The sequence below is a fragment of the Kribbella alba genome, assembly GCF_039529635.1.
GTDB classification, from domain to species: domain Bacteria; phylum Actinomycetota; class Actinomycetes; order Propionibacteriales; family Kribbellaceae; genus Kribbella; species Kribbella alba.
In genome coordinates this window covers 468,954-491,732 of sequence record NZ_BAAANE010000002.1, presented here as the reverse complement: position 1 = coordinate 491,732, position 22,779 = coordinate 468,954, and the positions used below count along the sequence as shown (strand labels likewise).

The window sequence follows — 22,779 nt, the reverse complement described above, 5'->3', positions numbered from 1 at the left end:
CTGGAGGCCCGTGGACAGAGCTTCGTTCGGGCAGCAGACCAAGCACGTATTCGTCACCGGTGGCGTGGCCTCCAGTCTCGGCAAGGGGCTGACGGCGTCAAGCCTCGGCAGTCTGCTGACGGCACGGGGCATCCGGGTCACCATGCAGAAGCTGGATCCGTACCTCAACGTGGATCCCGGCACCATGAACCCGTTCCAGCACGGCGAGGTGTTCGTCACCAACGACGGCGCCGAGACCGACCTGGACATCGGGCACTACGAGCGCTTCCTCGACCGGGACCTCTCCCAGGTCGCCAACGTCACCACCGGCCAGGTCTACTCGTCGGTGATCGCGAAGGAGCGCCGTGGCGAGTACCTGGGCGACACGGTCCAGGTGATCCCGCACATCACGAACGAGATCAAGGAACGCATGGTCGCCATGGCCGGCCCCGACGTGGACGTGGTGCTGCACGAGATCGGTGGCACCGTCGGTGACATCGAGTCGCTGCCGTTCCTCGAGGCCGCGCGGCAGGTCCGGCACGACGTCGGCCGCGACAACGTGTTCTTCCTGCACATCTCGCTGGTGCCCTACATGGCGCCCAGCGGGGAGCTCAAGACCAAGCCGACCCAGCACTCCGTCGCCGCGCTGCGCTCGATCGGTATCCAGCCCGACGCGATCGTGTGCCGCGCGGACCGGCCGATCCCGGACAGCGTCAAGCGCAAGATCTCGCTGATGTGCGATGTCGACGTCGAGGCCGTGGTGGCGGCGCCGGACGCGCCGAGCATCTACGACATCCCGAAGGTGCTGCACGCCGAGGGCCTGGACGCGTTCGTCGTACGGCGCCTCAACCTGCCGTTCCGTGACGTCGACTGGACCCGTTGGGACGAGCTGCTGCGGGTGGTCCACCACCCCAAGGACCAGGTCACCGTGGCGCTGGTCGGCAAGTACATCGACCTCCCGGACGCCTACCTGTCCGTCGCGGAAGCCCTGCGCGCCGGTGGTTTCGACAACGACGCGAAGGTCAACCTGCGCTGGATCGCGTCCGACGAGTGCGCGACTCCCGAAGCGGCCGCCCGGTTGCTCGGTGACGTCGACGCGATCTGTATCCCCGGCGGGTTCGGCGTCCGCGGCATCGAGGGCAAGATCGGCGCGATCCGGTATGCCCGCGAGTCCGGCATCCCGATCCTCGGGCTGTGTCTCGGCCTGCAGTGCATGGTGATCGAGGTCGCCCGCGACCTGGCCGGCCTGGTCGACGCGAACTCCAGCGAGTTCGACCCCGACGCCGAGCAGCCGGTCGTCGCGACGATGGAGGAGCAGAAGCACATCGTCTCCGGCTCCGGCGATCTCGGCGGCACCATGCGCCTCGGCCTCTACCCGGCGAACCTGGCCGACGGCTCGATCGTCCGCGACCTGTACGGCGCGCCCTTGGTGCAGGAGCGCCACCGGCACCGCTACGAGGTGAACAACGCGTACCGGGACAAGCTCGAGACGGCCGGCCTGGTGTTCAGCGGCGTCTCGCCCGACAACGAGCTGGTCGAGTTCATCGAGCTCGACCGCTCGGTGCACCCGTACTTCGTCGCCACCCAGGCGCACCCCGAGCTGCGTTCGCGGCCGACCAAGCCGCACCCGCTGTTCGCCGGGCTGATCGCGGCCGCCCTGGTCCGGCAGCGCGAGTCCCGGCTCCCGGTGGAGGAGGTCGCGGAGAACGGCAAGAAGGCGTCCGCTGCCAAGGCCAAGCCCGAGCCGGCCAAGCCTGAGTCGGCCAAGCCTGAGTCGGCCAAGGCGGAGACGGTGAAGGCTCGATGACGGACCACCCGGAACTCCGGTTCGGCGAGGGCCTGGCCGACGCCCGGGAGTCCTGGCCGGTCGCGGAGTCGGAGACCGTCCACTCCACCGGCCGGGTGATCTCCGTCCGGCGGGACCAGGTGGTCCCGCCCACCGGCGGCGAACCGTTCGTCCGCGACGTCGTGGTCCACCCGGGCGCTGTCGGGGTGGTGGCGCTCGACGAGAACAACCGGATGTTGTTGGTCCGGCAGTACCGACACCCCGTCGGCTACCGCCTACTGGAACCGCCCGCGGGGCTGCTCGACGTACAGGGTGAGGACTACCGGGCGGCGGCCGAGCGTGAACTCTGGGAGGAAGCCGCCACCAAGGCCGCGAACTGGCGCGTGCTGGTTGACGCCTTCACGTCGCCCGGACTGACGAACGAAGCGGTCCGCATCTTCCTCGCCCGCGACCTGTCCGCCTCCGACGAGGTGTATGACCGCCTGCACGAAGAAGCCGACATGGAAACGGTCTGGGCGCCGCTGGCCCACGTAGTCGGCGCGGTCCTGGCAGGCGACCTCCACAACCCGGTCCTCGTCATGGGTTCACTAGCCGCTTGGACGGCCCTTCAGGGCCCCGGCTTCGACTCCCTCCGCCCAGCCGACGCCCCCTGGCCCGCCAAGGACAACTGAGTACCGAGGCACGGACGAGCTGTGGCAGTGACCTGAAAGTCACACGGCGGTGACCTGTACGCCTGAGCGACGGAGAGCGTCGAGTTGCTCGGTGGGGGCGCCTTGGTCGGTGACGACGTCGGTGACGCCCGACAGCAGGCTGATCCGGGCGAAAGTCACTCTGCCGATCTTGGAGCTGTCGGCGATGACCACGCGGCGCCGGGCCCGGCTCAGAAAGGCCAGGTCGGTCTGGGCCTCCATCTCGTCGTAGGTCGTACAGCCTTCCTCGGGGGTCAGGCCGTCGACCCCGATGAAGCTGATGTCGAGGTGATAGTTCGCCAGCATCGCCTCGGCCGCGGGACCTACCAACTCCTGCGAGTGCCGAGCGATCCCGCCGATCACGACGAGTCTCAATCCGGCATGTCCCACCAGCTCCGAGGCGATGTTGAGCGCATTCGTGACGACGGTGATGCCGCGGCGTTCGGTCAGGGCGCGCGCCAACTCCAGCGCCGTGGTGCCGCCGGTCATGCCGACGACGGCACCGTCCTCGATCAGCTCGACCGCCGCACGGGCGATGCGCTTCTTCTCCGGCTGCCGGAGCGCGGCTTTCACCCGGGCGGGCACCTCGTCGCCGACCTCGTTGGCCAGCGCCCCGCCATGGGTCCGGACCAGCAGCTGACTCCGGCTCAACGACTGCAGGTCGCGGCGGATCGTCGCGCCTGACACGCCCAGAGTGGCAGCGAGCTCTGCGACGTCCACGCTCCCACGCTCGGCGACAGCGTCGAGGATGCCGCTCAGCCGCTCTGCCCTCCGCACGTCATCGACTCTAACAAAGTTGAGCGATCTCTGCGCACTTGCGCAATGCCTTGCGTACTTGAGCAAGATGCTTGACCGGCGTTCCCGTCTCCAGTTAGTTTTCAATCAAATTTGCGCATGACTGCGCGATGGTTGAGCGTTCTTGCGCGATTTTGGCTTTCTACCGTGTGGTGGCCGTGGCTGCCTCTTGGAGAGATCGAAAGGGAGGCATCATGCCGAGGATCAGGCGTCGTTCAGGCAGGACAGGCTGGCGCGGGACCGTCGTGGCAGGTGTGGCGGCCTGCGCGCTCGTCCTGGCCGGCTGCGGGGGGAACGGCAACAAGAGCAGCGGGGGGTCGACTGAGACCACGGGTGTCACCATCACGGTTGCCCTGGCCTCGGACCCGCCGCCCAAGGCAGCGCTCGACGCGTTCACGAAGCAAACGGGCATCACGGTGAAGTGGGTGAACATCGACTGGGACAGCCTCCAGACCAAGATCTCGGCCGCAGCTACCGCCAAGACGTACTTCGCGGACGCGACCGACGTCGACTGGTCCCGGGTCGGGCAGCTCGGGAAGCTCGGCTGGTTCTATCCGATGGAGTCCTACCTCGACACGAAGTCCCTGGCAGCCGATGTCCCGCAGCTCGCCTCCTTCACCAGCGGCGGACACGTGGTCGGCATTCCGTACGACGCCTCCTTCATGGTCACGACGGTGAACACCCAGATCTTCGAGAAGGCCGGCGCCGACCCGGCGCCGCAGACCATCGACGCCTATACCGCGGCGCTGAAGAAGATCAAGGCCAGCGGAGTCGCGAAGTATCCGCTCAACATTCCGTTCGCCGCCGCGGAGGGTCTTTCCACGTACTGGTACGAGACGACGGGCGCGTTCGGCGGAACCGTGCTCGACAAGGACGGCAAGCCCCAGTTCACCACGCCCGACTCAGCCGGATTCAAGGCCGCGCAGTGGATGGTGGACGCTCTGAAGACCGGCCTGGTGCCACCCGGCAACATCAACGTCGCCGACAGCCAGGGGCAGCAGACCCTGATGGCCAAGGGACAGGTCGCCAGCACGTTCTCCGACTACTCGGGCACCGTGGGCACGCTGTACAACGTGCCCGACTCGTCCTCGGTCACCGGAAAGGTGAAGTACATCAAGACTCCGGGGGTCACCGGACCGGCCGCCAACCTGAGTAACCCCGACGGGATCGGTATCCCGAAGGAGGCGAAGTACCCCCAGGCTGCCGCGAAGTTCATCGAATGGTTCACCGACGCCAAACAGCAGGCGGACTTCGCCGGCGTCAACGGGCCGGCCAAGGCGTTCCAGGGCTACCCGATCCCGTCACACCTGTCGGCCGTGCAGCAGATGACCGCGAAGGGCAACCTGGTCGGGGGTGACGTGCTCGTGCCGATGCTGCAAGGTTCGAAGCCGGTCTTCGAGGGCGGGGCGCCGTCGTGGTACCCGAAGTTCTCCAACGCCGTCTACACGAACCTCCATGCCGCGGCCACCGGGTCGATGACGGTCGAGGCGGCGATGAAGGCGATCGGCGACACGGCCGACCAACTCGGATCCGGATCGTGAAGCTGACCCAGTCGAGTCGACCGCTGCCCGTGGCGAGCCCGGCGGCGGCCAGGGTGCCACAGGCGGCCGGTGGACCCAACAGGGTCGCGCCTGCGCGCAAGTCCCGTTTCGACGTACTGCCGTACCTGCTGATCGCGCCAGTACTCATCTTCATCGCCTGCCTCGCACTCGTCCCTGCCGTGTTCACGGTCGTGCAGTCGTTCTTCCGGGTGAACGCCCTCGACCCGCCGACACGCTTCGACGGGTTCGGCAACTTCGTGCGGCTCGCCCATGACAAGGCGGTCATCGGCAGCATCGGGAACACGGCGTTCTACGTCGTCGTCGGGGTGGCGCTGTCGACCATCATCGGAATCGGTGCCGCCGTGGTGTTGCAGAAGCCGTTCCGCGGCCGCAGCCTCGTCATCGCGGTACTGATCCTGCCCTGGGCCCTGCCGGGAGTCGTCGAGGGCATTCTCTGGAGCGGGATCTTCGATCCGAACGGCGGTCTGATCAGCAGTGTGCTGTCGTCATTGCACCTGTCGGATGGCTCGACAGTCCTCCTCGGACAGAACCGCCTGCTGACCATCACCTTGATCGAGCTCGTCCAGGTCTGGCAGATCGCGCCGCTGTCCGTGCTGCTGATCCTCGCCACCCTGCAGCTCATTCCAGGCGAGCTGTACGAAGCGGCGGAGATCGATGGATGTGGCCCGTGGGCGTCATTCCTGCGCATCACCCTGCCGCTGGCCAGGCCAGGGATCGCGGTGACGATGGTGCAGGCCGTCATCGCGACGCTCAACGTCTTCGACCAGCCGTACGTCCTGAACGGTGCCGCCTCCACCGGTTCCTCGGTCACCATGCAGACGTACTTCATCAGTTTCCAGGATCTCGACTTCGGCGAAGGCTATGCACTGTCGCTGCTGATCACCATCGTCACCTTGGTGATCTCCCTCGTCGTGGTGCGGGCCGTCTACCGGAGGGTCGAACTGTGAAGCGCCGTACGGGCAGGTTGCGCGGGGTGGGCGTCGTTCTCATCCTGCTGTGGTCGCTGGTGCCGATCTACTGGGCGATCAAGACCAGCCTGCAAACCGAGGCGGACGCGCGCTCTCGCCCGGCGCACTACCTGCCGACCAACCCGACCCTGAAGAACTACTCCACCTTGCTGTCGGGCGGCGGCGATATCCCCGGGCAGATCCGCCAGTCCGCGGTGAACATCGTCATCGAGTGCGGCGTCGCCACGATCGTGACGGTCCTGCTGGCCACGCTGGCCGCCTATGCGTTCGCGAGGATGCGGTTCAAGGGCCGGAACATCTTCTTCTACGCGGTGCTCGCGACGATGGCGTTTCCCGCCTACACCACGCTCATCCCGCTGTATCGGATCATGAGCGGGTTCGGTCTTGTGAACACCTATTCGGGGATCGTCCTGGTCTACGTGTCCGGGTTCCTGCCGCTCGCGACCTGGGTGTTGCACAACTACTTCGCCAGTCTGCCGATGGGGATCGAGGAGGCCGGACTCGTCGACGGGGCACACCGACTGCAGGTGCTGTGGTACCTCCTCCTTCCGCTGGCCGGGCCGGGCATCATCTCCACCGCGCTCATCACGTTCCTGTTCGCCTGGGGACAGTTCCTCTTCCCCTTGGTCCTCTCCAGCGATCTGTCCACGCAACCGCTGACCGTCGTGATCGCCTCACTGCAGGGCCGCCACGTCGTGCCGTCGACGCTGCTCAACGCAGCCGGCGTGCTGGCGATCGTCGTTCCGGCGGTCCTGGCGCTGGCCTTCAACCGGTACATCGTCAACGGCCTCCTGGCCGGCAGCACCAAGTGACGCACGCGCCGGGAACCGGGGTGCGCGGAAACCATGAAAGGGAAGTCTCTTGAGCGAAAACTCGATCGTCCTGATCGGCGCCGGCAGCACCGTGTTCACCCCGGGCCTGATGACCGACCTCGTCTCGTCGCCGACGTTCGACGGCTGGACCGTCCATCTGGTTGATCTGAACGGAGAAGCAGCCGACACGATGGCCCGCGTCGGACGCCGGATCGCTGACCAGCGGGGGGCCAAGCTCGAGTTCGTCCCGCACACCGATCGTCGCGACGCGCTGCCCGGTGCACGGTTCGTCACGACAACCATCGCGGTCGGGGCGGCCGACGGCTGGCGCCACGACATCGAAGTACCGGGGCGGTACGGGATCGCGCAGACGGTCGGCGACAGTGTCGGCCCGGGCGGCGTACTGCGGGCCCTGCGGCACGTGCCGGAGTTGGTCGCGATCGCTGAAGACATCGCGGACCTCGCCCCGGACGCCCAGCTGATCAACTACTCCAACCCGCTGACGGCGAATGTCCGCGCGATCACGTCACAGACACCCGTGAAGGCTGTGGGCCTGTGCCACGGCACGATGCACACGCTGTCCAAGCTGGCCGCCGACCTCGGCTTGCCCGCGGGAGAGGTGCATGCGGTCTTCGCGGGACTCAATCATCTCTGCTGGCTCCTCGACCTCCGGCGAGGAGCTGAGGACCTGTACCCGCGGTTGCGGCAGGTCGTGGCCGAGCGCGCAGGCGGGGCGGATGCCCCTTCCACTCGCGAGGAGGGTGTCCACCTGCCGGTGTCGGCGGACCTGTTCCGGACGTTCGGCAGGTATCCGGCGCCGGGCGATCGGCACGTTGCGGAGTTCTTCGGCTCGTATCTCAGGGGGGAGAACGGGACCCCCGCGGACGAGTCGAACCTGCGCTGGGGTCTGCAAGGCGGGCGCGACGCGACGATGGAGTACATCGGCGAGAAGGCTGACCTGTGGGAGCTCCTGCACGCGCAGGCTGACGGTAAGGCGCCGCTGCCGGAGACCGACAATCAGGAAGCGGAGCGCCTCGTCGCCATCGCCGAGGCCGTTGTCACCGGCAAGGATCACGTCGAACTGGCGGTGAATGTGCCCAACGAGGGCAAGATCCCCAACCTGCCGCCGTCAGCAGTCGTCGAGGTGCCGGCCGTCGTCGGCGCCGCGGGGATCACCGGCCTCGGCGTCGGCGCCTTGCCGGACGCGATCGCCGCGGTACTGACGGCCCGGGCGCAGCAACAGGAGATCACCGTTCGCGCGGCGCTCACCGGCGACCGGGAACTGGCCCTGCAAGCACTCGTACTCGACCCGCTGGTGCCCGGCCTCGCCGTGGCCACTGCGATCCTCGACGACGCCGTCAAGGCTCACGGGTCCGTGATGGATCGCTTCGCGGCGCCAAAGGTTGTCGCGTGACAGGCCAGCTCGAGGCGGAGCCGTACTACGGCCGGGGCGCGGCGTCGACGTACCGCGAGATCACCCAGCAACCTGCGGTCTGGCGTGAGGTCGCCGGAATGCTGTCCGCGAGGTCGGCCGAGGTGGCTGCCTTTCTCGAACCGCTGCTGGCGCGGCCCGATCTGCGGATCATGCTCTCCGGTGCCGGTACATCGGCGTTCGCCGGCGAGGTGCTCCGTCCGGCCTTGGAGCGCTCGCTCGGCCGACGCGTCGACGCGGTGGCGACCACCGACATCGTCTCGAACCCACGAGACGTGTTCGCAGAAGACGTCCCGACGCTCCTGGTCTCTTTCGCGCGCTCCGGTGACAGCCCGGAAAGTGTTGCTGCCACCCGACTCGCACAGCAATGTCTCGGTCCGGTCCACCAGCTCATCCTCACCTGCAATCCCGACGGTCAGCTGGCCCGCGAACATGCGGGTTCCTCATCGTCGCTCGTGCTCCTGATGCCGCCGACAGCGAACGACCGTGGTTTCGCCATGACGTCGAGCTTCACCTCCATGCTGCTCGCAGCCTGGCTGGTGCTCTCCCCGGCACCGGATCGTGCCGACCTCGCAGAGCGCCTGGCGGCTGCTGCCGAGCAGGTGCTTGGGGAAGCAGACCTCCTTGCCGACCTGGCTGCCCGCGGTTACGACCGCGTCGTCTACCTCGGCAGCGGCCCTCTGGGCGGTCTCGCCAGGGAGTCGGCGTTGAAGCTGCTCGAACTCACCGCAGGCGAGGTGGTCAGCTACTACGACACCGCGCTCGGCTTCCGGCACGGACCGAAGGCCGTACTGCGCGAGCGGACCTTGGTGGTCGTCTACCTCTCCAACGACGTGTACACCCGGCGCTACGACGAGGACATCGCCGAGGAACTCCGGGCGGCCATCGGAAGTGAGAACGTCCTCGTTGTCGGCGCCCAGGAGAGGGATTCAGCCGCCGACGCCGGGGTCTGGCGTATCCGCGGGCTCGATGAGGTGAGTGATGCCGCGTTGGCGATGCCGCTCGCGATCATCGCCCAACTGCTGGCGCTGCAGTTCTCACTCGAACGGGGTCGGACGCCGGACAACCCGTTTCCCGATGGTGAGGTCAACCGCGTCGTGCAGGGCGTCACCATCTATCCGCTGCCGGCGTGAGCATCTATCTCGGCGTCGACGGGGGAGGGACGAAGACGGCGCTGTGCCTCGTCTCCGAAGTCGGTGACGTGCTGGCCGTGAGGGACGCACCGAGCTGCTACTACCTCGGTGCCGACTGCACGGAGGGTGTGTCGCTGGTGAGCCGTGTGCTGGACGAAGCAGTGCCGGCGCTGTGCGCCACAGCCGGTACAACGCCGGCCCAGATCGCCTTTGCCTTCTTCGGTCTACCTGCGTACGGCGAGGTGACGGCAGATCTGCCGATTCTCGACGCCGCTCCTCGGACCGCACTCGGACACGCCCGGTATCGCTGCGACAACGACATGGTGTGCGGCTGGGCCGGTTCGTTGGCTCTGGAGGACGGAATCAACGTCATCAGCGGTACAGGGTCGATGAGCTACGGACAAAGGGCGGAACAGCGGGTGAGAGTCGGCGGTTGGGGCGAACTGTTCGGCGACGAAGGCTCCGGCTACTGGATCGCCGTCCGTGGCCTGCAGGCGTTCTCGCGGATGAGCGACGGCCGGCTCCCCTCGGGTCCACTGCTCGACGTCCTTCGTGAACGACTCGACCTTGGCTCCGATCTCGATATCGTCGATGTGGTCCTGAACCGCTGGCGCGGCAGCCGGAGCGACATTGCCGCGCTGTCCCGGCAGGTCGTCGAGGCGGCCCAGCGTGGCGACAGCGTTGCCGCCCGAATTCTCACCGAGGCCGCAGCTGAGCTGGTCCTGCTCATCGAGACGGCATGCCGCAACCTCGGCTTCGCCGCCGACGAAGCGGTGCCGGTTTCCTACTCCGGCGGGGTGTTCTCCGCGCCCGAGGTTCTCGGTCGGTTCGAGCAGCAGCTCAGCCGCGCGGACCGCCGGTACGACCTTCGGACGGGGCGGTTCCCCCCGGTGATGGGTGCCGCGTTGTACGCCGCCAGGCTGGCGGGTGCGCCGCTCAGCCCGGCAGCCCTCGAGCGATTGCAGGAAACGATCCCCTGAGCCGGAACTGGCGCAGCACCCAGCGGTACGCGACGAGCATCGTCGTCGAGCGAACCACGAGCCGGCAAGGCCCGCCCGCCTGATCGCGCTCGGCTGAGCTTGAAGGCATGATGAGCGGATGCTGGGATCCGCTCAGATCGCCGCGCTCGCTCGCGACCGGCTCGGCTTCGAGACATTGCGGCCGGGCCAGGCAGAGGCGGTGGGGGCGGTGCTCGAGGGTGAGGACACGCTGGCTGTCCTTGCTACCGGCACAGGTAAGACGGCGATCTACCAACTTGCCGGACTGGCGCTGGGCGGGCTGACGGTCGTGGTTAGCCCCTTGGTGGCTCTGCAACGCGATCAGTTGCGTGTGTTGTCCGAGCACCCAGCAGGCGTTGAAGTCGCCGAGTTGAACGCCAGTGATCACAGCGGGCAACGCAAGGCCCGCGACATGCTGGCGAACGGCCGCCCAGGGTTCGTGCTTTTGTCACCGGAGCAACTCACGCACGCCGACGTACTCGAACTGCTCGCGGCGTCCCGACCGCGTCTGGTCGCCGTCGACGAGGCTCACCTGGTCAGTGAGTGGGGACAAGACTTCCGGCCTGACTATCTGCGACTCGCCGCTGCGATGCGCGCCATGGGACGGCCACCTGTCCTCGCGCTCACCGCCACCGCCGCCCCGCCGGTCCGGAAGGAGATCATCCACCGGCTGGAGATGCGCACCCCTGCCGTAGTGGTAGGCGGGTTCGATCGGCCGAATCTCAACCTCTCCGTCTTCACGTTCGCCGACGAGGAAACCAAGGCTCGCCGCCTGTTGAGTCATCTGCGGTCCTCGCGCGGCCCGGGCATCGTCTACGTCGCGACGCATCGCCATGCCGAGGACCTGGCCGCTCAGCTCGGGATCGCCGGCGTGTCCGCACAGGCCTACCACGCCGGCCTGTCCGCCCGGCAACGCCGCGAGGCGCAGGACGGCTTTCTCGCCGATCGCTACCGGGTCGTCGTCGCCACCATCGCCTTCGGAATGGGCATCGACAAACCGGACATCCGTTGGGTCAGCCATGCCGAAGCCCCCGGCTCGATCGACGCGTACTACCAGGAGATCGGACGCGCGGGTCGCGACGGTGAGCCGGCCGACATCGAACTGTTCTACCGCCACGCCGACCTCGGACTCAACCGCTTCTTCGCCTCAGGTGGCGTCAGCGACGAGGACCTCCTCGCCGTCACCGCCGCGATCGACGAGCATCACCCCGCAGACATCGCCGAGCTGGCCGCTGCCGCTCACCTCAGCCCGTCCCGGGCCGAACGAGCTCTCGGCCGGTTGACGGATGCTCGGGTCGTCACCGCCGGGCACCGCTTCGACCTCACTGCTCGAGCTGATGTCGAGTCGGCTGTAGCAGCAGCATCGGCGGTCGAGCACGACCGTCGCGAGGTCGCTCGCTCCAGGGTCGAGATGATGGCGGCGTACGCCGAGTATGGCGGCTGCCGGCGCGAATGGCTGCTCAGCTACTTCGGAGAGCAGTACGACGGCCCCTGCGGCAACTGCGACAACGACTTGACCGGGCGGAAAGCTGCGCGGGCCGCCGACCAGCCGTTCCCGGTCGGCAGCCGCGTCAAGCACCCCACCTTCGGGCCAGGCCTAGTCGAGCGTTACGACGGCACCACCATGACGGTGCTCTTCGACCGGGTCGGCTACAAGCAACTCCGAACCGCATTGATCACCTACCACCATCTCCTCGACCCCGACCCCTGACGCCGGCGCCGGCTTTATGTGTTGTGTCCGAATCACCGTGGGGCAGGACCCGTGTTTGTTCGGACGCTGTGTCGGCCGCGGGCGTTTGTTGCGAGGTCCCTGGGTTGTGTCCGAAGGGCCGTGGGGCAGGACCTGCGTTTGTTCGGACGCAGGGTCGGCCGGGGCCGTTTGTTGCGAGGTCCCTGGGTTGTGTCCGAATCACCGTGGGGCAGGACCCGTGTTTGTTCGGACGCTGTGTCGGCTGCGGGCGGCTTGTTGCGAGGTCCATGGGTTGTGTCCGAATCACCGTGGGGCAGGACCACCGGCGATTCGGACGCAGCGGGTGGTCAGAGGTAGCGGGTGGTCAGCGGTAACTGAGGGTCAGAGGTTGTGGGCGGTTTGGTGGCGGGGTTGGTACAGGCCGAGTTCGCCGCCGCCGGGGAGGCGGATCGCGGTCAGGATGCCCCAGCCCTGGTCCTCGGCCGGGCGGACGAACTCGACGTCCTTGCCGGTCAGCTCGGTGATGGTTTCCTCGAGGTTGTCGCACATCAGGTACAGCTCGTGCTTCTCGGCCCCATCGGTGGGATGCACGGCGACCTCGGCCGGCGGCAGCTTGAAGATCAGCCAGCCGCCGCCGGTGTCGACGTGCGGATAGCCGAGCACATCGCGCAGGAAAGTCCGATCCGCCTCGGCATCCCGGCTGTAGATGATGACGTGCGCTCCGTTGATCATCTGCCGACACTAACTCCGCGATCCCTGGCTGACGTTGCGCGAACTCGAGCGACCTGGCTGATGTTGCGCGGACTCGAGCGTGATCAGGGGAGCGCGGTCTCGATTCGTCACCTCTACCCGAACTCTGCCTGCTCGGTTCGCTCATCACCGCCGGGAATTCCTCGCGTCAGCTGTCGCGGCCGTTCCTATCTCACCAGCACGATTATCTTGTGCGCATGTCGACGAGTGACGTGAGAAGGCCGGAGCTGGCTGAAGTGCTGGATCTCGCCCAGCATCCGGAGGGCGGCTGGTTCCGGGAGACCTGGCGTTCGGACGTGTTGTTCGAGCCGGCCGGTTACGGAGGCGAGCGGGCCAGTGCGACGGCGATCTACTTCCTGCTCGCGCCGGGCGAGGAGTCGCGCTGGCATCGGGTCAGGTCGGCCGAGATCTGGCTCTGGCACTCCGGTGGTCCGCTCACGCTCGACCTCGGCGGCACCGGCGACGATCCGGGTCAACCCGAACCGATCACCCTCGGCCCCGAGGTGACAGCCGGCCAGCACCCGCAGGCCGTAGTACCGGCGGGTGCTTGGCAGGCGGCGCGACCCGCAGGTGATCAGGCGGTGCTGGTGTCCTGCATCGTCTCGCCCGGCTTCGATTTCGCCGACTTCACCATGCGCTGACCCCTCAAAGCTCTTGCGTCCGATGAACCGTGGGGCAGGACCCTCGCTTCTTCGGACGCAAGCGACTAGAGGAGAACGGTGGCCAGAGCTTCGTAGCCGGGGAGCAGGTCGGGGCCCTCCTTGCCGATCTGCTGGATGACGACGTGGTCGGCGCCGGCCTCGAAGTGAGCGTTGAGGCCCTCGGCGATCTCGGCTGCGGTCCCATGCAGCACCAACGCGTCGACCAGCCGGTCGCTACCACCGTCGGCGATGTCCTCGTCGGTGTAGCCGAGCCGCTTGAGGTTGTTCGTGTAGTTGCTCAGCTGCAGGTACGACGCGAGGTAGTCCCGCGCGGCCGAGCGCGCGATCTCGTCATCGATCTCCAGCACCACCTTCTGCTCAGGCGCGAGTAGTACGCCGGCGCCCATCACGGCGCGCGCCTCGCGAGTGTGCTCAGGCGTGGTCAGGTAGGGCAAGGCACCCGCGGTCCGGGCAGCCGCGAGCCTCAGCACGCGCGGCCCGAGGGCAGCCAGGGCCCGCCGCTCCACCGGCACCTTGCCCTCGTCGAGCGCGTCGAGGTAGTCGACGATCGTCTCGTACGGCGACTTGTACTCACCGATGCGCTCGCGGTGTCCGATGCCGACGCCGAGGATGAACCGCCCCGGGTGGTCGCCCTCCAGCCGGTGGTACGACTCCGCCACCTCCGCGGCTTCGGCCGTCCACATGTTCACGATGCTGGTGCCGACCGCCACCGACTTCGTCGATGCCAGCAGCACTTCGACATCGCGCAGATCGGCGGACGGCGAAGCGCCGACCCAGATCGCGCCGTAGCCGAGTTGCTCGAGCCCGGCCGCGAGTTCGGGACCCCATTTCTGCGCCTGGTGCCAGACCCCGAACCGTCCCAGATCGACCGCCACGTCGTGCTCCTCTCGTCAACCCACTCACCGATGGCAACCCGGGGCGGGCGGGAGCCATTCCAAGACAGGATCAAAACTGTCTACTACAGGGTCAAGCGTGCCTGAAGGTCAACCGTGGTCGTCAACGATCTCTGCGCAGGCAACTGTCCGATGGCGACGCGCACGACTCAACCGCACACCTACTGTGGCGAGCATCTCGGAAATCAGAGGCTCGGCACGTCACAGGTGAGCGGCGATCTCGGGGATGCGGCGTTGCAGGTCGGCGGAGCGGCGGAGCGAGTTCTCGGGCTCGCCGGACTTGGCGAGATTGAGCATCCCGGGGTCGCCCGCGAGTTGGCCGGCGCGGATCACCCGGGCCGACCGCAGCGCACGCAGCGGGGCTCCTTCGAGGATCTGCAGCGGCGTGAGGCCCCCGTCGTACGCGGCTGCCATCAGCTTCAACCGCGCCGCCTGGTACGCCGGGTCGCCGGGGCGCGCGAGCGGAGCGGTGCTCCACGCCGTGAAGGCGATGTCGTCGAGAGGGACCCCCGGGCCGGCCATGTCCCAGTCGATCACCCCGCTGAATCCTGCGTCGGTCCCGATCCAGTTGTAGTAGCCGAAGTCGTGCATGCAGACGATCTCGTCGGGCCCGAGCACGCCCTGGCTCGTCCGCCAGACGAGAACCCCTTCGGGCCGGTACGACGCGACCACCCGGTGGTACTCGCGCAACCACCTCATCGCGTCGGCGAGCACGTCGTCGGGCACGTGTTCGCCGTACGACTCACCCGGCAGGAAGTCGAGAACCTCCCGGCCCTGGTCATCGAACCCGAGCACTCTCGGTACGCCGGTCAGTCCCGCGGCGGCGAGGTGGTTCAGCAGGCCGTGCACAGCGGGTGTCCAGGGCCCGGTCGGGCGGCGGACCGTGTCACCCACGCGGACGGCGCCTCCGACGTTGCCGCCGGGCAGCGCGATCTCTACCTCGTCGTTCATGCGACGACCTCCCGATCGTTTCCTCAAGGGGCACCGGAACGGCTCGGGCCAGAGCCCTTCCGGGAGTGCAAAGCCGGGGTAAAGGCGAAGGAAAGGATTGCGTCAAGATTGCGCGATCGCGCCGGGCGGCCTTCCAGGGCGTGGTTTACGGGCCAACCTCACGTCGTGCCACGACGTCGTACAAGAGTGTAACCGTTCCGCAGGACACTGGATCCGCGAGTCGGTTCAGGACAAGACCATCAAGTCGGGTGGTATGAACCTTGCGGGCTTACACTCGGCAGCGACCAGGCGTTCCCAACCCCTCGAAACGCCCGGGCGCGGACCACGACGACGTGAGCCGCCGGCGACCCGATGTCACACCGGGTCGTCACCTGGAAACGGAAGAAGGGCTAGTTGTGAAGGTCGGAGTTCCGAAGGAAGTCAAGAACCACGAGTACCGGGTGGCGATCACCCCTTCCGGCGTGCACGAGTTCGTGCGCAACGGGCACGAGGTTCTGATCGAGCAGGGCGCGGGCTCGGGCTCGCTGCTCAGCGATGACGAGTTCGCCGCGGCCGGGGCACGGATCGTCCCGACCGCGGACGACGTCTGGGCGGATGCCGAGCTGGTGCTGAAGGTCAAGGAGCCGGTGGAGGAGGAGTACCACCGGATGCGCAAGGAGCAGGTGCTGTTCACCTACCTGCACCTGGCCGCCAGCCTCGACTGCACGACGGCGCTGATGAAGTCGGGCATCACCGCGATCGCGTACGAGACCGTCCAGCTTCCGGACGGATCGCTTCCGCTGCTGGCTCCGATGAGCGAGGTCGCCGGCCGGCTGGCCCCGCAGGCGGGCGCCTATCACCTGATGAGCAACGGTGGTGGCCGCGGCGTACTGATGGGCGGCGTCTCCGGCGTGCATGCGGCCCGCGTGGTCGTGATCGGCGCCGGCGTCTCCGGCATGAACGCGGCCGCGATCGCGCTGGGCATGCAGGCAGAGGTGCAACTGCTGGACCGCAACATCAACCGGCTCCGCGAGGCCGACCGGATCTACCAGGGCCACCTGCAGACCGTCGCCTCGAACGCGTTCGAGGTCGAACGGGCCGTGCTGGGCGCGGACCTGGTGATCGGCGCGGTGCTGATCCCGGGCGCGAAGGCGCCGAAGCTGGTCAGCAACGAACTGGTGTCGCGGATGAAGCCGGGCAGCGTGCTCGTCGACATCGCGATCGACCAGGGCGGCTGCTTCGAGGACTCCCGGCCGACGACGCACGCGGACCCGGTGTACCGGGTGCACAACTCGCTGTTCTACTGCGTCGCGAACATGCCGGGCGCGGTGCCGCACACCTCGACGTACGCGCTCACCAACGTGACGCTGCCGTACGCCGTCGAGCTGGCGAACCTGGGCTGGCGGGAAGCGATGAAGCAGGACCACAGCCTCGCGCTCGGCCTGAACACCCACGACGGGCACGTCACCTACGGCCCGGTCGCGGACGCGCACGACCTGGACCAGCTGAAGCTCGACGAGGTGCTGGTCTGAGCGGGGAGATCTCCCGGGCGGTCAGCTCGTACCTCGACCACCTGACGGTCGAACGAGGGCTGGCCGCCAACACCCTCGCGTCGTACCGGCGGGACCTGCGCCGGTACGACGGATATCTGGCCGCGGCTGGTGTCGACGCGCTCGGCCAGATCTCCGAGGCGGTGGTCAGCGAATTCCTGATGCGCCTTCGGGAGGGGGACGCGGATCACCCGCCACTGACCGCGTCGAGTGCCGGACGCACGGTGGTCGCCGTTCGTGGGTTCCACAAGTTCTGCCTGCGCGAGGGGTTGACCGCAGTCGATCCCGCGAACGCGGTGAAACCACCCACGCCGCCGCAGCGGTTGCCGAAGGCCCTCTCCGTCGACGAGGTGACCAGGATCCTGGCCGCCGCGGCTGGCGCCGAGGCCGAGCCCGCAGTACTGGCGACTCGTGATGCCGCGCTGCTGGAATTCCTCTACGGCACCGGCGCGCGGATCTCGGAGGCGGTCGGGCTCGACGTGGACGAGGTCGACCTGGAGACCGGCACGGTTCTCCTCCGCGGCAAGGGCAGCAAGGAACGCGTCGTACCGGTGGGCTCCTACGCCCGCGACGCGCTCTCGGCGTACCAGGTCCGCGGGCGGCCAGACCTAGTAGGCCGGGGGCGCGGTACGGCGGCGCTGTTCCTCAACGCCCGCGGCGGCCGGTTGTCCCGCCAAAGCGCCTGGACCGTACTGCGACGAGCCGCCGAGCGCGCGGGGATCGCCAAGGAGATCAGCCCGCACACGCTCCGCCACTCGTTCGCCACCCACCTCCTGGACGGCGGCGCGGACGTCCGCGTGGTCCAGGAACTCCTCGGTCACGCCTCCGTCACCACGACGCAGGTCTACACCCTCGTCACCGTCGACAAACTTCGCGAGGTGTACGCCACCAGCCACCCGCGCGCGTTGTCCGGGTAACGCGGACCGCCGACACTCACCAACGGCGTTCTCGCCGAGCGGCTGAGCGTGGATTCGCGTCGACGCGGGCGGTTTCGCGGGGTTGGTGAGTGTCGGGCGTCCGCGGGTCGGCGCACGCAGTTCATCGACGATGTGCAATCATGCGGTCACGGTTGGTCACTCTGGCGGGGTGATCGGCCTCGTCCGGAACGCTGACCGCAAACCACCCGACCCCGCTGCGGAGTGGCTGGTTGAGAGTGCTTGAATGCACGCTTACAGTCGCTGGGATCGCCCGTATCGGTTGAGAGGTTTGACGAGTCATGAACGAGTCGACATTCCCGGGCACCCAGCACCTGTCGTCGTCGGCGGAACCGATGTCGTCGACCTCTGAGCCGGCGCCCGCCACGCCCGCCACGCCACCGCCGGCCCCCGCGCCGACGAGGGCCGTCACCCCACCCAGCAACTATGCGGAGATGCCCCGGCCGACGGCCAAGCTGACCGCGGAGGACATGGCGCCTGTGAATGACCCGCACGGCCCGAGGCACAAGATCGGACCGACCGGCCGGCCGCTTCCCGACCTGCCGGAGGTGAAGCCGCCGACCCGGCGCGGGCCTGCCCAGGTGATCGCCATGTGCAACCAGAAGGGCGGCGTCGGCAAGACCACGACGACCATCAACCTGGGCGCCGCGATCGCGGAGACCGGCCGCAAGGTGCTGCTGATCGACTTCGACCCGCAGGGGTCGGCCTCGATCGGCCTCGGCGTGCAGCCGCACGACCTGGACCTCTCGGTCTACAACCTGCTGATGCAGCGCGACATCACCCCGGCAGAGGTGATCCGGCCGACCCGGGTGGAAAACCTGGACCTGCTGCCGGCGAACATCGACCTGTCCGCGGCCGAGGTCCAGTTGGTCCAGGAGGTCGCCCGGGAATACACCCTGCAGCGGGTGCTCGAGCCGATCATCCCGTTGTACGACGTGATCCTGATCGACTGCGCCCCGTCGCTGGGCCTGCTCACGGTGAACGCCCTGACCGCCTCGAACGGCATCGTCGTACCGCTGGAGTGCGAGTTCTTCGCGCTGCGCGGGCTCGCGATGCTCACCGACACCATCGGCAAGGTGCAGGACCGGCTGAACCCGAAGCTGGAGATCGTCGGCATCCTCGGCACCATGTTCGACGGCCGGACGACGCATGCCCGCGAGGTGCTCGACCGGGTCGTGCAGGCCTTCGACGAGCGCGTCTTCCACACTGTCATCCGGCGCACCGTCAAGTTCCCCGAGACCACGGTCGTCGGTGAACCCATCACGACGTACGCGCCATCGTCCCAAGCGGCTACCCAGTACCGCGACCTTGCCAAGGAGGTGCTGGCGCGTTGTCCCGCCGGGTGAGCCTGCCAGGTGCCAGCGAGCTGTTCGGGGGTGCGGCACCGAAGCAGACCAGACCCGAGAAGCGCACAGCCACTGACGGATCGGCATTGGTCGCCGACCGGCCGGGGACCAACGGCCGGTCGCGCACGACCGTTGTCGAGGACCGTAAGTCCAGTGGCCGTATCCGTCACGACACGAAGATCACCGTGTACGTAACGGAGGAGGAGCTGCTCGGACTCGAACAGACCAGACTCGCACTGCGCGCCGAGCACGGCCTGACCGCGGACCGCGGCCGGATCGTCCGCGAGGCGATCGACGTGCTGCTGGCCGATTTCGTCGACCACGGGCCGGACTCGGTGCTGGTGCAACGGCTGCGGGCAGCGGAGTCCTCTGGCGATGAGTGACGCCCCGACCTCGGAACTGCCGATCGAGCTGCCGGGCGCTGCCGACCCGGACACACCGGTCGCGGCCGAGGGCAAGGGTTTCAGCGTCCATCTGGTCAACTTCGAGGGCCCCTTCGACCTGCTGCTGCAGCTGATCAGCAAGCACAAGCTCGACATCACCGAGATCGCGTTGTCGCAGGTCACTGACGACTTCATCGCGCACATCAAGGCGCTCGGTTCGGAGTGGGACCTGGACCAGACCTCGGAGTTCCTGCTGATCGCGGCGACTCTGCTCGACCTCAAGGCGGCCCGGCTGCTGCCGCAGGGTGATGTCGAGGACCACGAGGACCTGGCGCTGCTGGAGGCCCGCGACCTGCTGTTCGCACGGCTCCTGCAGTACCGGGCGTTCAAGCAGATCGCCGGCCTGATGCAGAACCGGATGGCCGAAGAGGCGAAGCGGTTCCCGCGGGCGGTCGGGATGGAGCCGCGGTTCGCGGATCTGTTGCCCGAGGTGCTCCTTGGAGTGGACCCGGCCGGGCTCGCCGCGCTGGCGGCTCGCGCGATGGCGCCGAAGGACAACGTGCCTGAGGGCGTTTCGCTGGACCACCTGCACGCGCCGACCGTAACGGTCCGCGAGCAGGCCGTGGTGATCGTGGACCGCCTCCGCAGACAACGCAGTACGACGTTCCGCGCACTGGTGGCCGATTCGCCGGACACGGTGACGACGGTGTGCCGGTTCCTCGCGCTGCTGGAGTTGTTCCGCGAGGCGGCGGTCGCCTTCGACCAGGTGACGCCGCTGGGTGAGTTGACGATCCGGTGGACGGGTACGGACGACGGCGAGATCGACGTCAGCGACGAGTTCGACGAGCTTCCCGTGCCCGAAGGGGAGGAAGGCGAAGCCCCGGTCGTCGACGAGGACGCCGACTTCCTGGAGCCCGGCGAAGAACTCACCGAAGCCGACGCCGCGGCCCTGGCAGACCAGGCCGCGGCCGCGGAGCAGCCGAGGGCTGACGAGAAGACCCAGAACGAGACGGTGGAGCAGTGACCGAGAACCAGACCCCGACCGACCTCCAGGAGCACGACCTCCTCGAGCCCCCGGCCGCCTCCGCCACGGCCGACGCCCTCGAATCCGTCACCAGCACCGAGCAAGGTGTAGACCCGACCTCCGACGACGCCGAGGCGGTTGCTGAGTCGACGTCGGCAAACGGCGCAGGGGTAGCCGCAGAGTCGACGTCGGTGGAGGACGTCGGGGTGGCTGTGGAGTCGGCGCGGGTGGAGGACGTCGGGGTGGCTGTGGAGTCGACGCAGGTGGACGACGGCGGGGTGGCTGCGGAGTCGACGCTGGTGGAGGACGCCGGGGTGGCTGTGGAGTCGACGCCGGCGGAGGACGCCGGGGTGGATGAGGATCAGCTGGAGCCGGGGCAGACTGAGGTGCCGGTCGGGGATGAGGTGGTTATCGATGACGAGACGATGCGGCGGGCGCTCGAGGCGATCCTGATGGTGACGGATGAGCCGCTGCCGGTGCTCACCTTGGCTCGCACGGTAGGCCGCCCGACCGGCGACATCTCGGCCGCGCTGACTGCATTGGCGGACGAGTACACCGAGCAGGGCCGCGGGTTCGACCTGCGCGAGGTCGGCGGTGGCTGGCGGTATTACACGCGCGCGGAAGCCGCGCAGTACGTGGAACGCTTCGTGCTCGACGGGCAGCAGGCGAGGTTGACGCAGGCGGCGCTGGAGACGCTGGCGGTGGTTGCGTACAAGCAGCCGGTCAGCCGGGCGCGCGTTTCGGCGATCCGGGGCGTCAACGTGGACGGCGTGATGCGAACATTGGTCAGCCGCGGGCTGGTCGAGGAGGCGGGCGCGGACACGGAGTCGCAGGCCACGCTGTACCGGACGACTTCCTACTTCCTGGAGCGAATGGGTATGCAGAGTCTGGACGATCTGCCGGAACTGGCCCCCTACCTCCCGGAAATGGACGACATGGAAGAAGAACTCGCCGCCCAGAACGCAACCGCGAACCCCGGGATCGTGGACCCTGAGGCCCCGGCGGACGCGGCACCGAAGGCCGAGACCGAACCGGCTGCCGGGACCGAACCGCTGATCGCGGCTGAACCAGTTGCCGAGGTCGGGGAGGACCGGGATCCGGTTGCGCAGGCCGAGCCGGTTGCGGAGGCCGAGCCGGTTGCGCAGGCCGAGCCGGCCGCGGAAGGTGAGCCGGCCGCTGAAGCGGGCGACCTCGAGGAAGAAGGCGGCGAGTTGGAGCCGGCGGAGGAGCTCGAGGCTGGTGGGGACGGCGAGATCGGGCAGGACCTTGATCCCGGGGAGTTCCCGGAGACCGGCGAAGGCGAAGCTGCCGACGGCAAGGATGGCGGCCGCAACGGTAGCGGCGGTGCGGATGACACCGGCGGCGACCTGGGTGCGGCCGGCGCCGACGACGCGGACGAGGACCTGGACGAGGACCTGGACGAGGGCCTCGGCGTCGAGGGCGACTTCGTGATCGAGGAGAACAGCACCGGCGAGGGTGAAGGCGAAGTAGCTGTCGTCGATGGAGCTGACGACGGCGACGAGCCCGACGACAGCGACGAGCTTGACGAGGGCGACGAGCTTGACGACGCCGACGAGTCGGCGGATGAGCGGCTCGAGGCGGCCGAGGACCTGGAGGCCGCCGGAGGTTCGGAGGCGGCGCACGGTTCGGAAGCGGCCGGGGAGACCTCGCAGTACAGGACTGGTTCGATCGACGATGACTGAGTCGGGCGAGTCGGGGATCCGGCTGCAGAAGGCGTTGGCGCAGGCTGGGATAGCGAGCCGCCGGAACGCGGAACTGCTGATCGAGCAGGGCCGGGTCGAGGTGGACGGCGTCGTCGTGAACGAGTTCGGCACCCGCGTCGACCCCGCGGTCTCGGTGATCCGCGTCGACGGCGAGCGCATCCCGCCGATCACCGCACACGTGTACCTGGTGCTGAACAAGCCCCGCGGCGTCGTGACGACGATGTCGGACCCGCAGGGCCGGCCGTGTATCGCCGACTTCGTCCAGGATCGGCCCGAGCGGTTGTTCCACATCGGGCGGCTCGACACCGATACCGAGGGACTCCTGCTCCTCACCAACCACGGCGAATTCGCCCATCGCCTGGCGCACCCGTCGTACGAGGTGTCCAAGACCTACGTCGCCGAGGTGGACGGCAACGTGAAGCCCGGCGTACTGCGGCAACTGCTGGACGGGGTGGAGCTGGAAGACGGTCCCGCGCAGGCCGACACGGTCAAGGTGGTCTCCAGCGTCAAGGGACGCACGCTGATCCAGTTGGCTCTGCACGAGGGCCGCAACCGGATCGTGCGCCGCATGTTCGACGCGGTCGGCCACCCGGTCAAGCGCCTCACCCGTACTGCGATCGGCCCGGTGCGCCGCGGCAACCTCCACACCGGCGAATTCCGCGAACTGGAAGGCAAGGAGCTGGGCCAGCTCCTGGACCTCGTCGACCTCTGACCACGACGGCCTTCTTGCATGGCGTG

The 22,779-nt window shown here is 68.1% G+C and carries 21 protein-coding genes; 17 read left to right on the top strand and 4 right to left on the bottom strand.

The window, feature by feature from the left end; genetic code table 11:
- Positions 1–10 precede the first annotated feature (10 nt).
- Both pyrG and ABD210_RS04225 read left to right on the top strand, forming a co-directional pair.
- The gene (gene pyrG / locus ABD210_RS04230; RefSeq protein ID WP_344108913.1) at positions 11–1,786 is read left to right on the top strand and encodes a CTP synthase; all 1,776 of its coding nucleotides are present in this window, start codon (positions 11–13) and stop codon (positions 1,784–1,786) included.
- Positions 1,783–2,436 carry an NUDIX domain-containing protein gene (locus ABD210_RS04225; RefSeq protein WP_344108911.1) on the top strand — a complete coding sequence of 218 codons (654 nt, stop codon included), beginning with the start codon at positions 1,783–1,785 and terminating at the stop codon, positions 2,434–2,436. The genes pyrG and ABD210_RS04225 overlap by 4 nt, the downstream gene beginning before the upstream one ends.
- Before the next feature lie 39 nt (positions 2,437–2,475).
- Here ABD210_RS04225 and ABD210_RS04220 read toward each other — a convergent pair whose 3' ends face one another.
- Positions 2,476–3,231 carry a DeoR/GlpR family DNA-binding transcription regulator gene (locus ABD210_RS04220; protein WP_344108909.1) on the bottom strand — a complete coding sequence of 252 codons (756 nt, stop codon included), beginning with the start codon at positions 3,229–3,231 and terminating at the stop codon, positions 2,476–2,478.
- Between the two features lie 212 nt (positions 3,232–3,443).
- Between ABD210_RS04220 and ABD210_RS04215 the strand changes: the two genes are divergently transcribed.
- From ABD210_RS04215 to ABD210_RS04185, 7 genes are all read left to right on the top strand, one after another.
- Entirely contained in the window at positions 3,444–4,790 is a 1,347-nt protein-coding gene (locus tag ABD210_RS04215; protein WP_344108907.1) for an extracellular solute-binding protein, read from the top strand.
- Positions 4,787–5,758, top strand: coding sequence for a carbohydrate ABC transporter permease (locus ABD210_RS04210; protein WP_344108906.1), 972 nt, complete (start codon positions 4,787–4,789; stop codon positions 5,756–5,758). The genes ABD210_RS04215 and ABD210_RS04210 overlap by 4 nt, the downstream gene beginning before the upstream one ends.
- Positions 5,755–6,591 (top strand): carbohydrate ABC transporter permease, encoded by an 837-nt coding sequence (locus ABD210_RS04205; protein WP_344108904.1) that lies wholly within the window; start codon positions 5,755–5,757, stop codon positions 6,589–6,591. The genes ABD210_RS04210 and ABD210_RS04205 overlap by 4 nt, the downstream gene beginning before the upstream one ends.
- A 49-nt stretch (positions 6,592–6,640) precedes the next feature.
- Positions 6,641–8,005, top strand: coding sequence for a family 4 glycosyl hydrolase (locus tag ABD210_RS04200; protein ID WP_344108902.1), 1,365 nt, complete (start codon positions 6,641–6,643; stop codon positions 8,003–8,005).
- Positions 8,002–9,156, top strand: coding sequence for an SIS domain-containing protein (locus ABD210_RS04195; protein WP_344108900.1), 1,155 nt, complete (start codon positions 8,002–8,004; stop codon positions 9,154–9,156). Before ABD210_RS04200 ends, ABD210_RS04195 begins: the two co-directional genes overlap by 4 nt.
- Positions 9,153–10,136, top strand: coding sequence for an N-acetylglucosamine kinase (locus ABD210_RS04190; protein WP_344108898.1), 984 nt, complete (start codon positions 9,153–9,155; stop codon positions 10,134–10,136). The genes ABD210_RS04195 and ABD210_RS04190 overlap by 4 nt, the downstream gene beginning before the upstream one ends.
- Before the next feature lie 118 nt (positions 10,137–10,254).
- Positions 10,255–11,865 carry a RecQ family ATP-dependent DNA helicase gene (locus ABD210_RS04185; protein ID WP_344108896.1) on the top strand — a complete coding sequence of 537 codons (1,611 nt, stop codon included), beginning with the start codon at positions 10,255–10,257 and terminating at the stop codon, positions 11,863–11,865.
- A 360-nt stretch (positions 11,866–12,225) separates the two neighbouring features.
- Here ABD210_RS04185 and ABD210_RS04180 read toward each other — a convergent pair whose 3' ends face one another.
- Positions 12,226–12,576: a VOC family protein gene (locus ABD210_RS04180; RefSeq protein ID WP_344108894.1), complete on the bottom strand. Its 351-nt coding sequence runs from the start codon at positions 12,574–12,576 to the stop codon at positions 12,226–12,228.
- 215 nt (positions 12,577–12,791) lie between these two features.
- Between ABD210_RS04180 and ABD210_RS04175 the strand changes: the two genes are divergently transcribed.
- Positions 12,792–13,235: a cupin domain-containing protein gene (locus tag ABD210_RS04175; RefSeq protein WP_344108892.1), complete on the top strand. Its 444-nt coding sequence runs from the start codon at positions 12,792–12,794 to the stop codon at positions 13,233–13,235.
- Between the two features lie 65 nt (positions 13,236–13,300).
- On the opposite strand, the gene ABD210_RS04170 is transcribed toward ABD210_RS04175, so the two are convergent.
- Positions 13,301–14,131 carry an LLM class F420-dependent oxidoreductase gene (locus tag ABD210_RS04170; RefSeq protein WP_344108890.1) on the bottom strand — a complete coding sequence of 277 codons (831 nt, stop codon included), beginning with the start codon at positions 14,129–14,131 and terminating at the stop codon, positions 13,301–13,303.
- A 219-nt stretch (positions 14,132–14,350) separates the two neighbouring features.
- Positions 14,351–15,100 carry a phosphotransferase gene (locus ABD210_RS04165; RefSeq protein WP_344108889.1) on the bottom strand — a complete coding sequence of 250 codons (750 nt, stop codon included), beginning with the start codon at positions 15,098–15,100 and terminating at the stop codon, positions 14,351–14,353.
- 395 nt (positions 15,101–15,495) lie between these two features.
- Here ABD210_RS04165 and ald point away from each other — a divergent pair, with 395 nt between their 5' ends.
- The 7 genes from ald (at position 15,496) to ABD210_RS04130 (ending at position 22,753) form a co-directional block, all read left to right on the top strand.
- Positions 15,496–16,611: an alanine dehydrogenase gene (gene ald / locus ABD210_RS04160; RefSeq protein WP_344108887.1), complete on the top strand. Its 1,116-nt coding sequence runs from the start codon at positions 15,496–15,498 to the stop codon at positions 16,609–16,611.
- Positions 16,608–17,546, top strand: a complete 939-nt coding sequence (xerD, locus tag ABD210_RS04155) for a site-specific tyrosine recombinase XerD (protein WP_344108967.1) — start codon at positions 16,608–16,610, stop codon at positions 17,544–17,546. Before ald ends, xerD begins: the two co-directional genes overlap by 4 nt.
- A 488-nt stretch (positions 17,547–18,034) precedes the next feature.
- The gene (locus ABD210_RS04150) at positions 18,035–18,910 is read left to right on the top strand and encodes a ParA family protein (protein ID WP_344108965.1); all 876 of its coding nucleotides are present in this window, start codon (positions 18,035–18,037) and stop codon (positions 18,908–18,910) included.
- The gene (locus ABD210_RS04145; RefSeq protein ID WP_344108885.1) at positions 18,907–19,293 is read left to right on the top strand and encodes a hypothetical protein; all 387 of its coding nucleotides are present in this window, start codon (positions 18,907–18,909) and stop codon (positions 19,291–19,293) included. The genes ABD210_RS04150 and ABD210_RS04145 overlap by 4 nt, the downstream gene beginning before the upstream one ends.
- Positions 19,286–20,317: a segregation and condensation protein A gene (locus ABD210_RS04140; protein ID WP_344108883.1), complete on the top strand. Its 1,032-nt coding sequence runs from the start codon at positions 19,286–19,288 to the stop codon at positions 20,315–20,317. The genes ABD210_RS04145 and ABD210_RS04140 overlap by 8 nt, the downstream gene beginning before the upstream one ends.
- Entirely contained in the window at positions 20,314–22,020 is a 1,707-nt protein-coding gene (gene scpB / locus ABD210_RS04135; RefSeq protein ID WP_344108880.1) for an SMC-Scp complex subunit ScpB, read from the top strand. The genes ABD210_RS04140 and scpB overlap by 4 nt, the downstream gene beginning before the upstream one ends.
- The gene (locus ABD210_RS04130; RefSeq protein WP_344108877.1) at positions 22,013–22,753 is read left to right on the top strand and encodes a pseudouridine synthase; all 741 of its coding nucleotides are present in this window, start codon (positions 22,013–22,015) and stop codon (positions 22,751–22,753) included. Before scpB ends, ABD210_RS04130 begins: the two co-directional genes overlap by 8 nt.
- Positions 22,754–22,779 lie beyond the last annotated feature (26 nt).

Excerpts from the sequence above, each read along its gene's own strand:
- ABD210_RS04180 (WP_344108894.1), bottom strand. The coding sequence starts at position 12,576 with ATGATCAACGGAGCGCACGTCATCATCTACAGCCGGGATGCCGAGGCG.
- ABD210_RS04225 (WP_344108911.1), top strand. The coding sequence starts at position 1,783 with ATGACGGACCACCCGGAACTCCGGTTCGGCGAGGGCCTGGCCGACGCC.
- ABD210_RS04140 (WP_344108883.1), top strand. The coding sequence starts at position 19,286 with ATGAGTGACGCCCCGACCTCGGAACTGCCGATCGAGCTGCCGGGCGCT.
- ABD210_RS04175 (WP_344108892.1), top strand. The coding sequence starts at position 12,792 with ATGTCGACGAGTGACGTGAGAAGGCCGGAGCTGGCTGAAGTGCTGGAT.
- ABD210_RS04185 (WP_344108896.1), top strand. The coding sequence starts at position 10,255 with ATGCTGGGATCCGCTCAGATCGCCGCGCTCGCTCGCGACCGGCTCGGC.
- ABD210_RS04130 (WP_344108877.1), top strand. The coding sequence starts at position 22,013 with ATGACTGAGTCGGGCGAGTCGGGGATCCGGCTGCAGAAGGCGTTGGCG.
- ABD210_RS04215 (WP_344108907.1), top strand. The coding sequence starts at position 3,444 with ATGCCGAGGATCAGGCGTCGTTCAGGCAGGACAGGCTGGCGCGGGACC.
- ABD210_RS04150 (WP_344108965.1), top strand. The coding sequence starts at position 18,035 with ATGGCGCCTGTGAATGACCCGCACGGCCCGAGGCACAAGATCGGACCG.
- ABD210_RS04165 (WP_344108889.1), bottom strand. The coding sequence starts at position 15,100 with ATGAACGACGAGGTAGAGATCGCGCTGCCCGGCGGCAACGTCGGAGGC.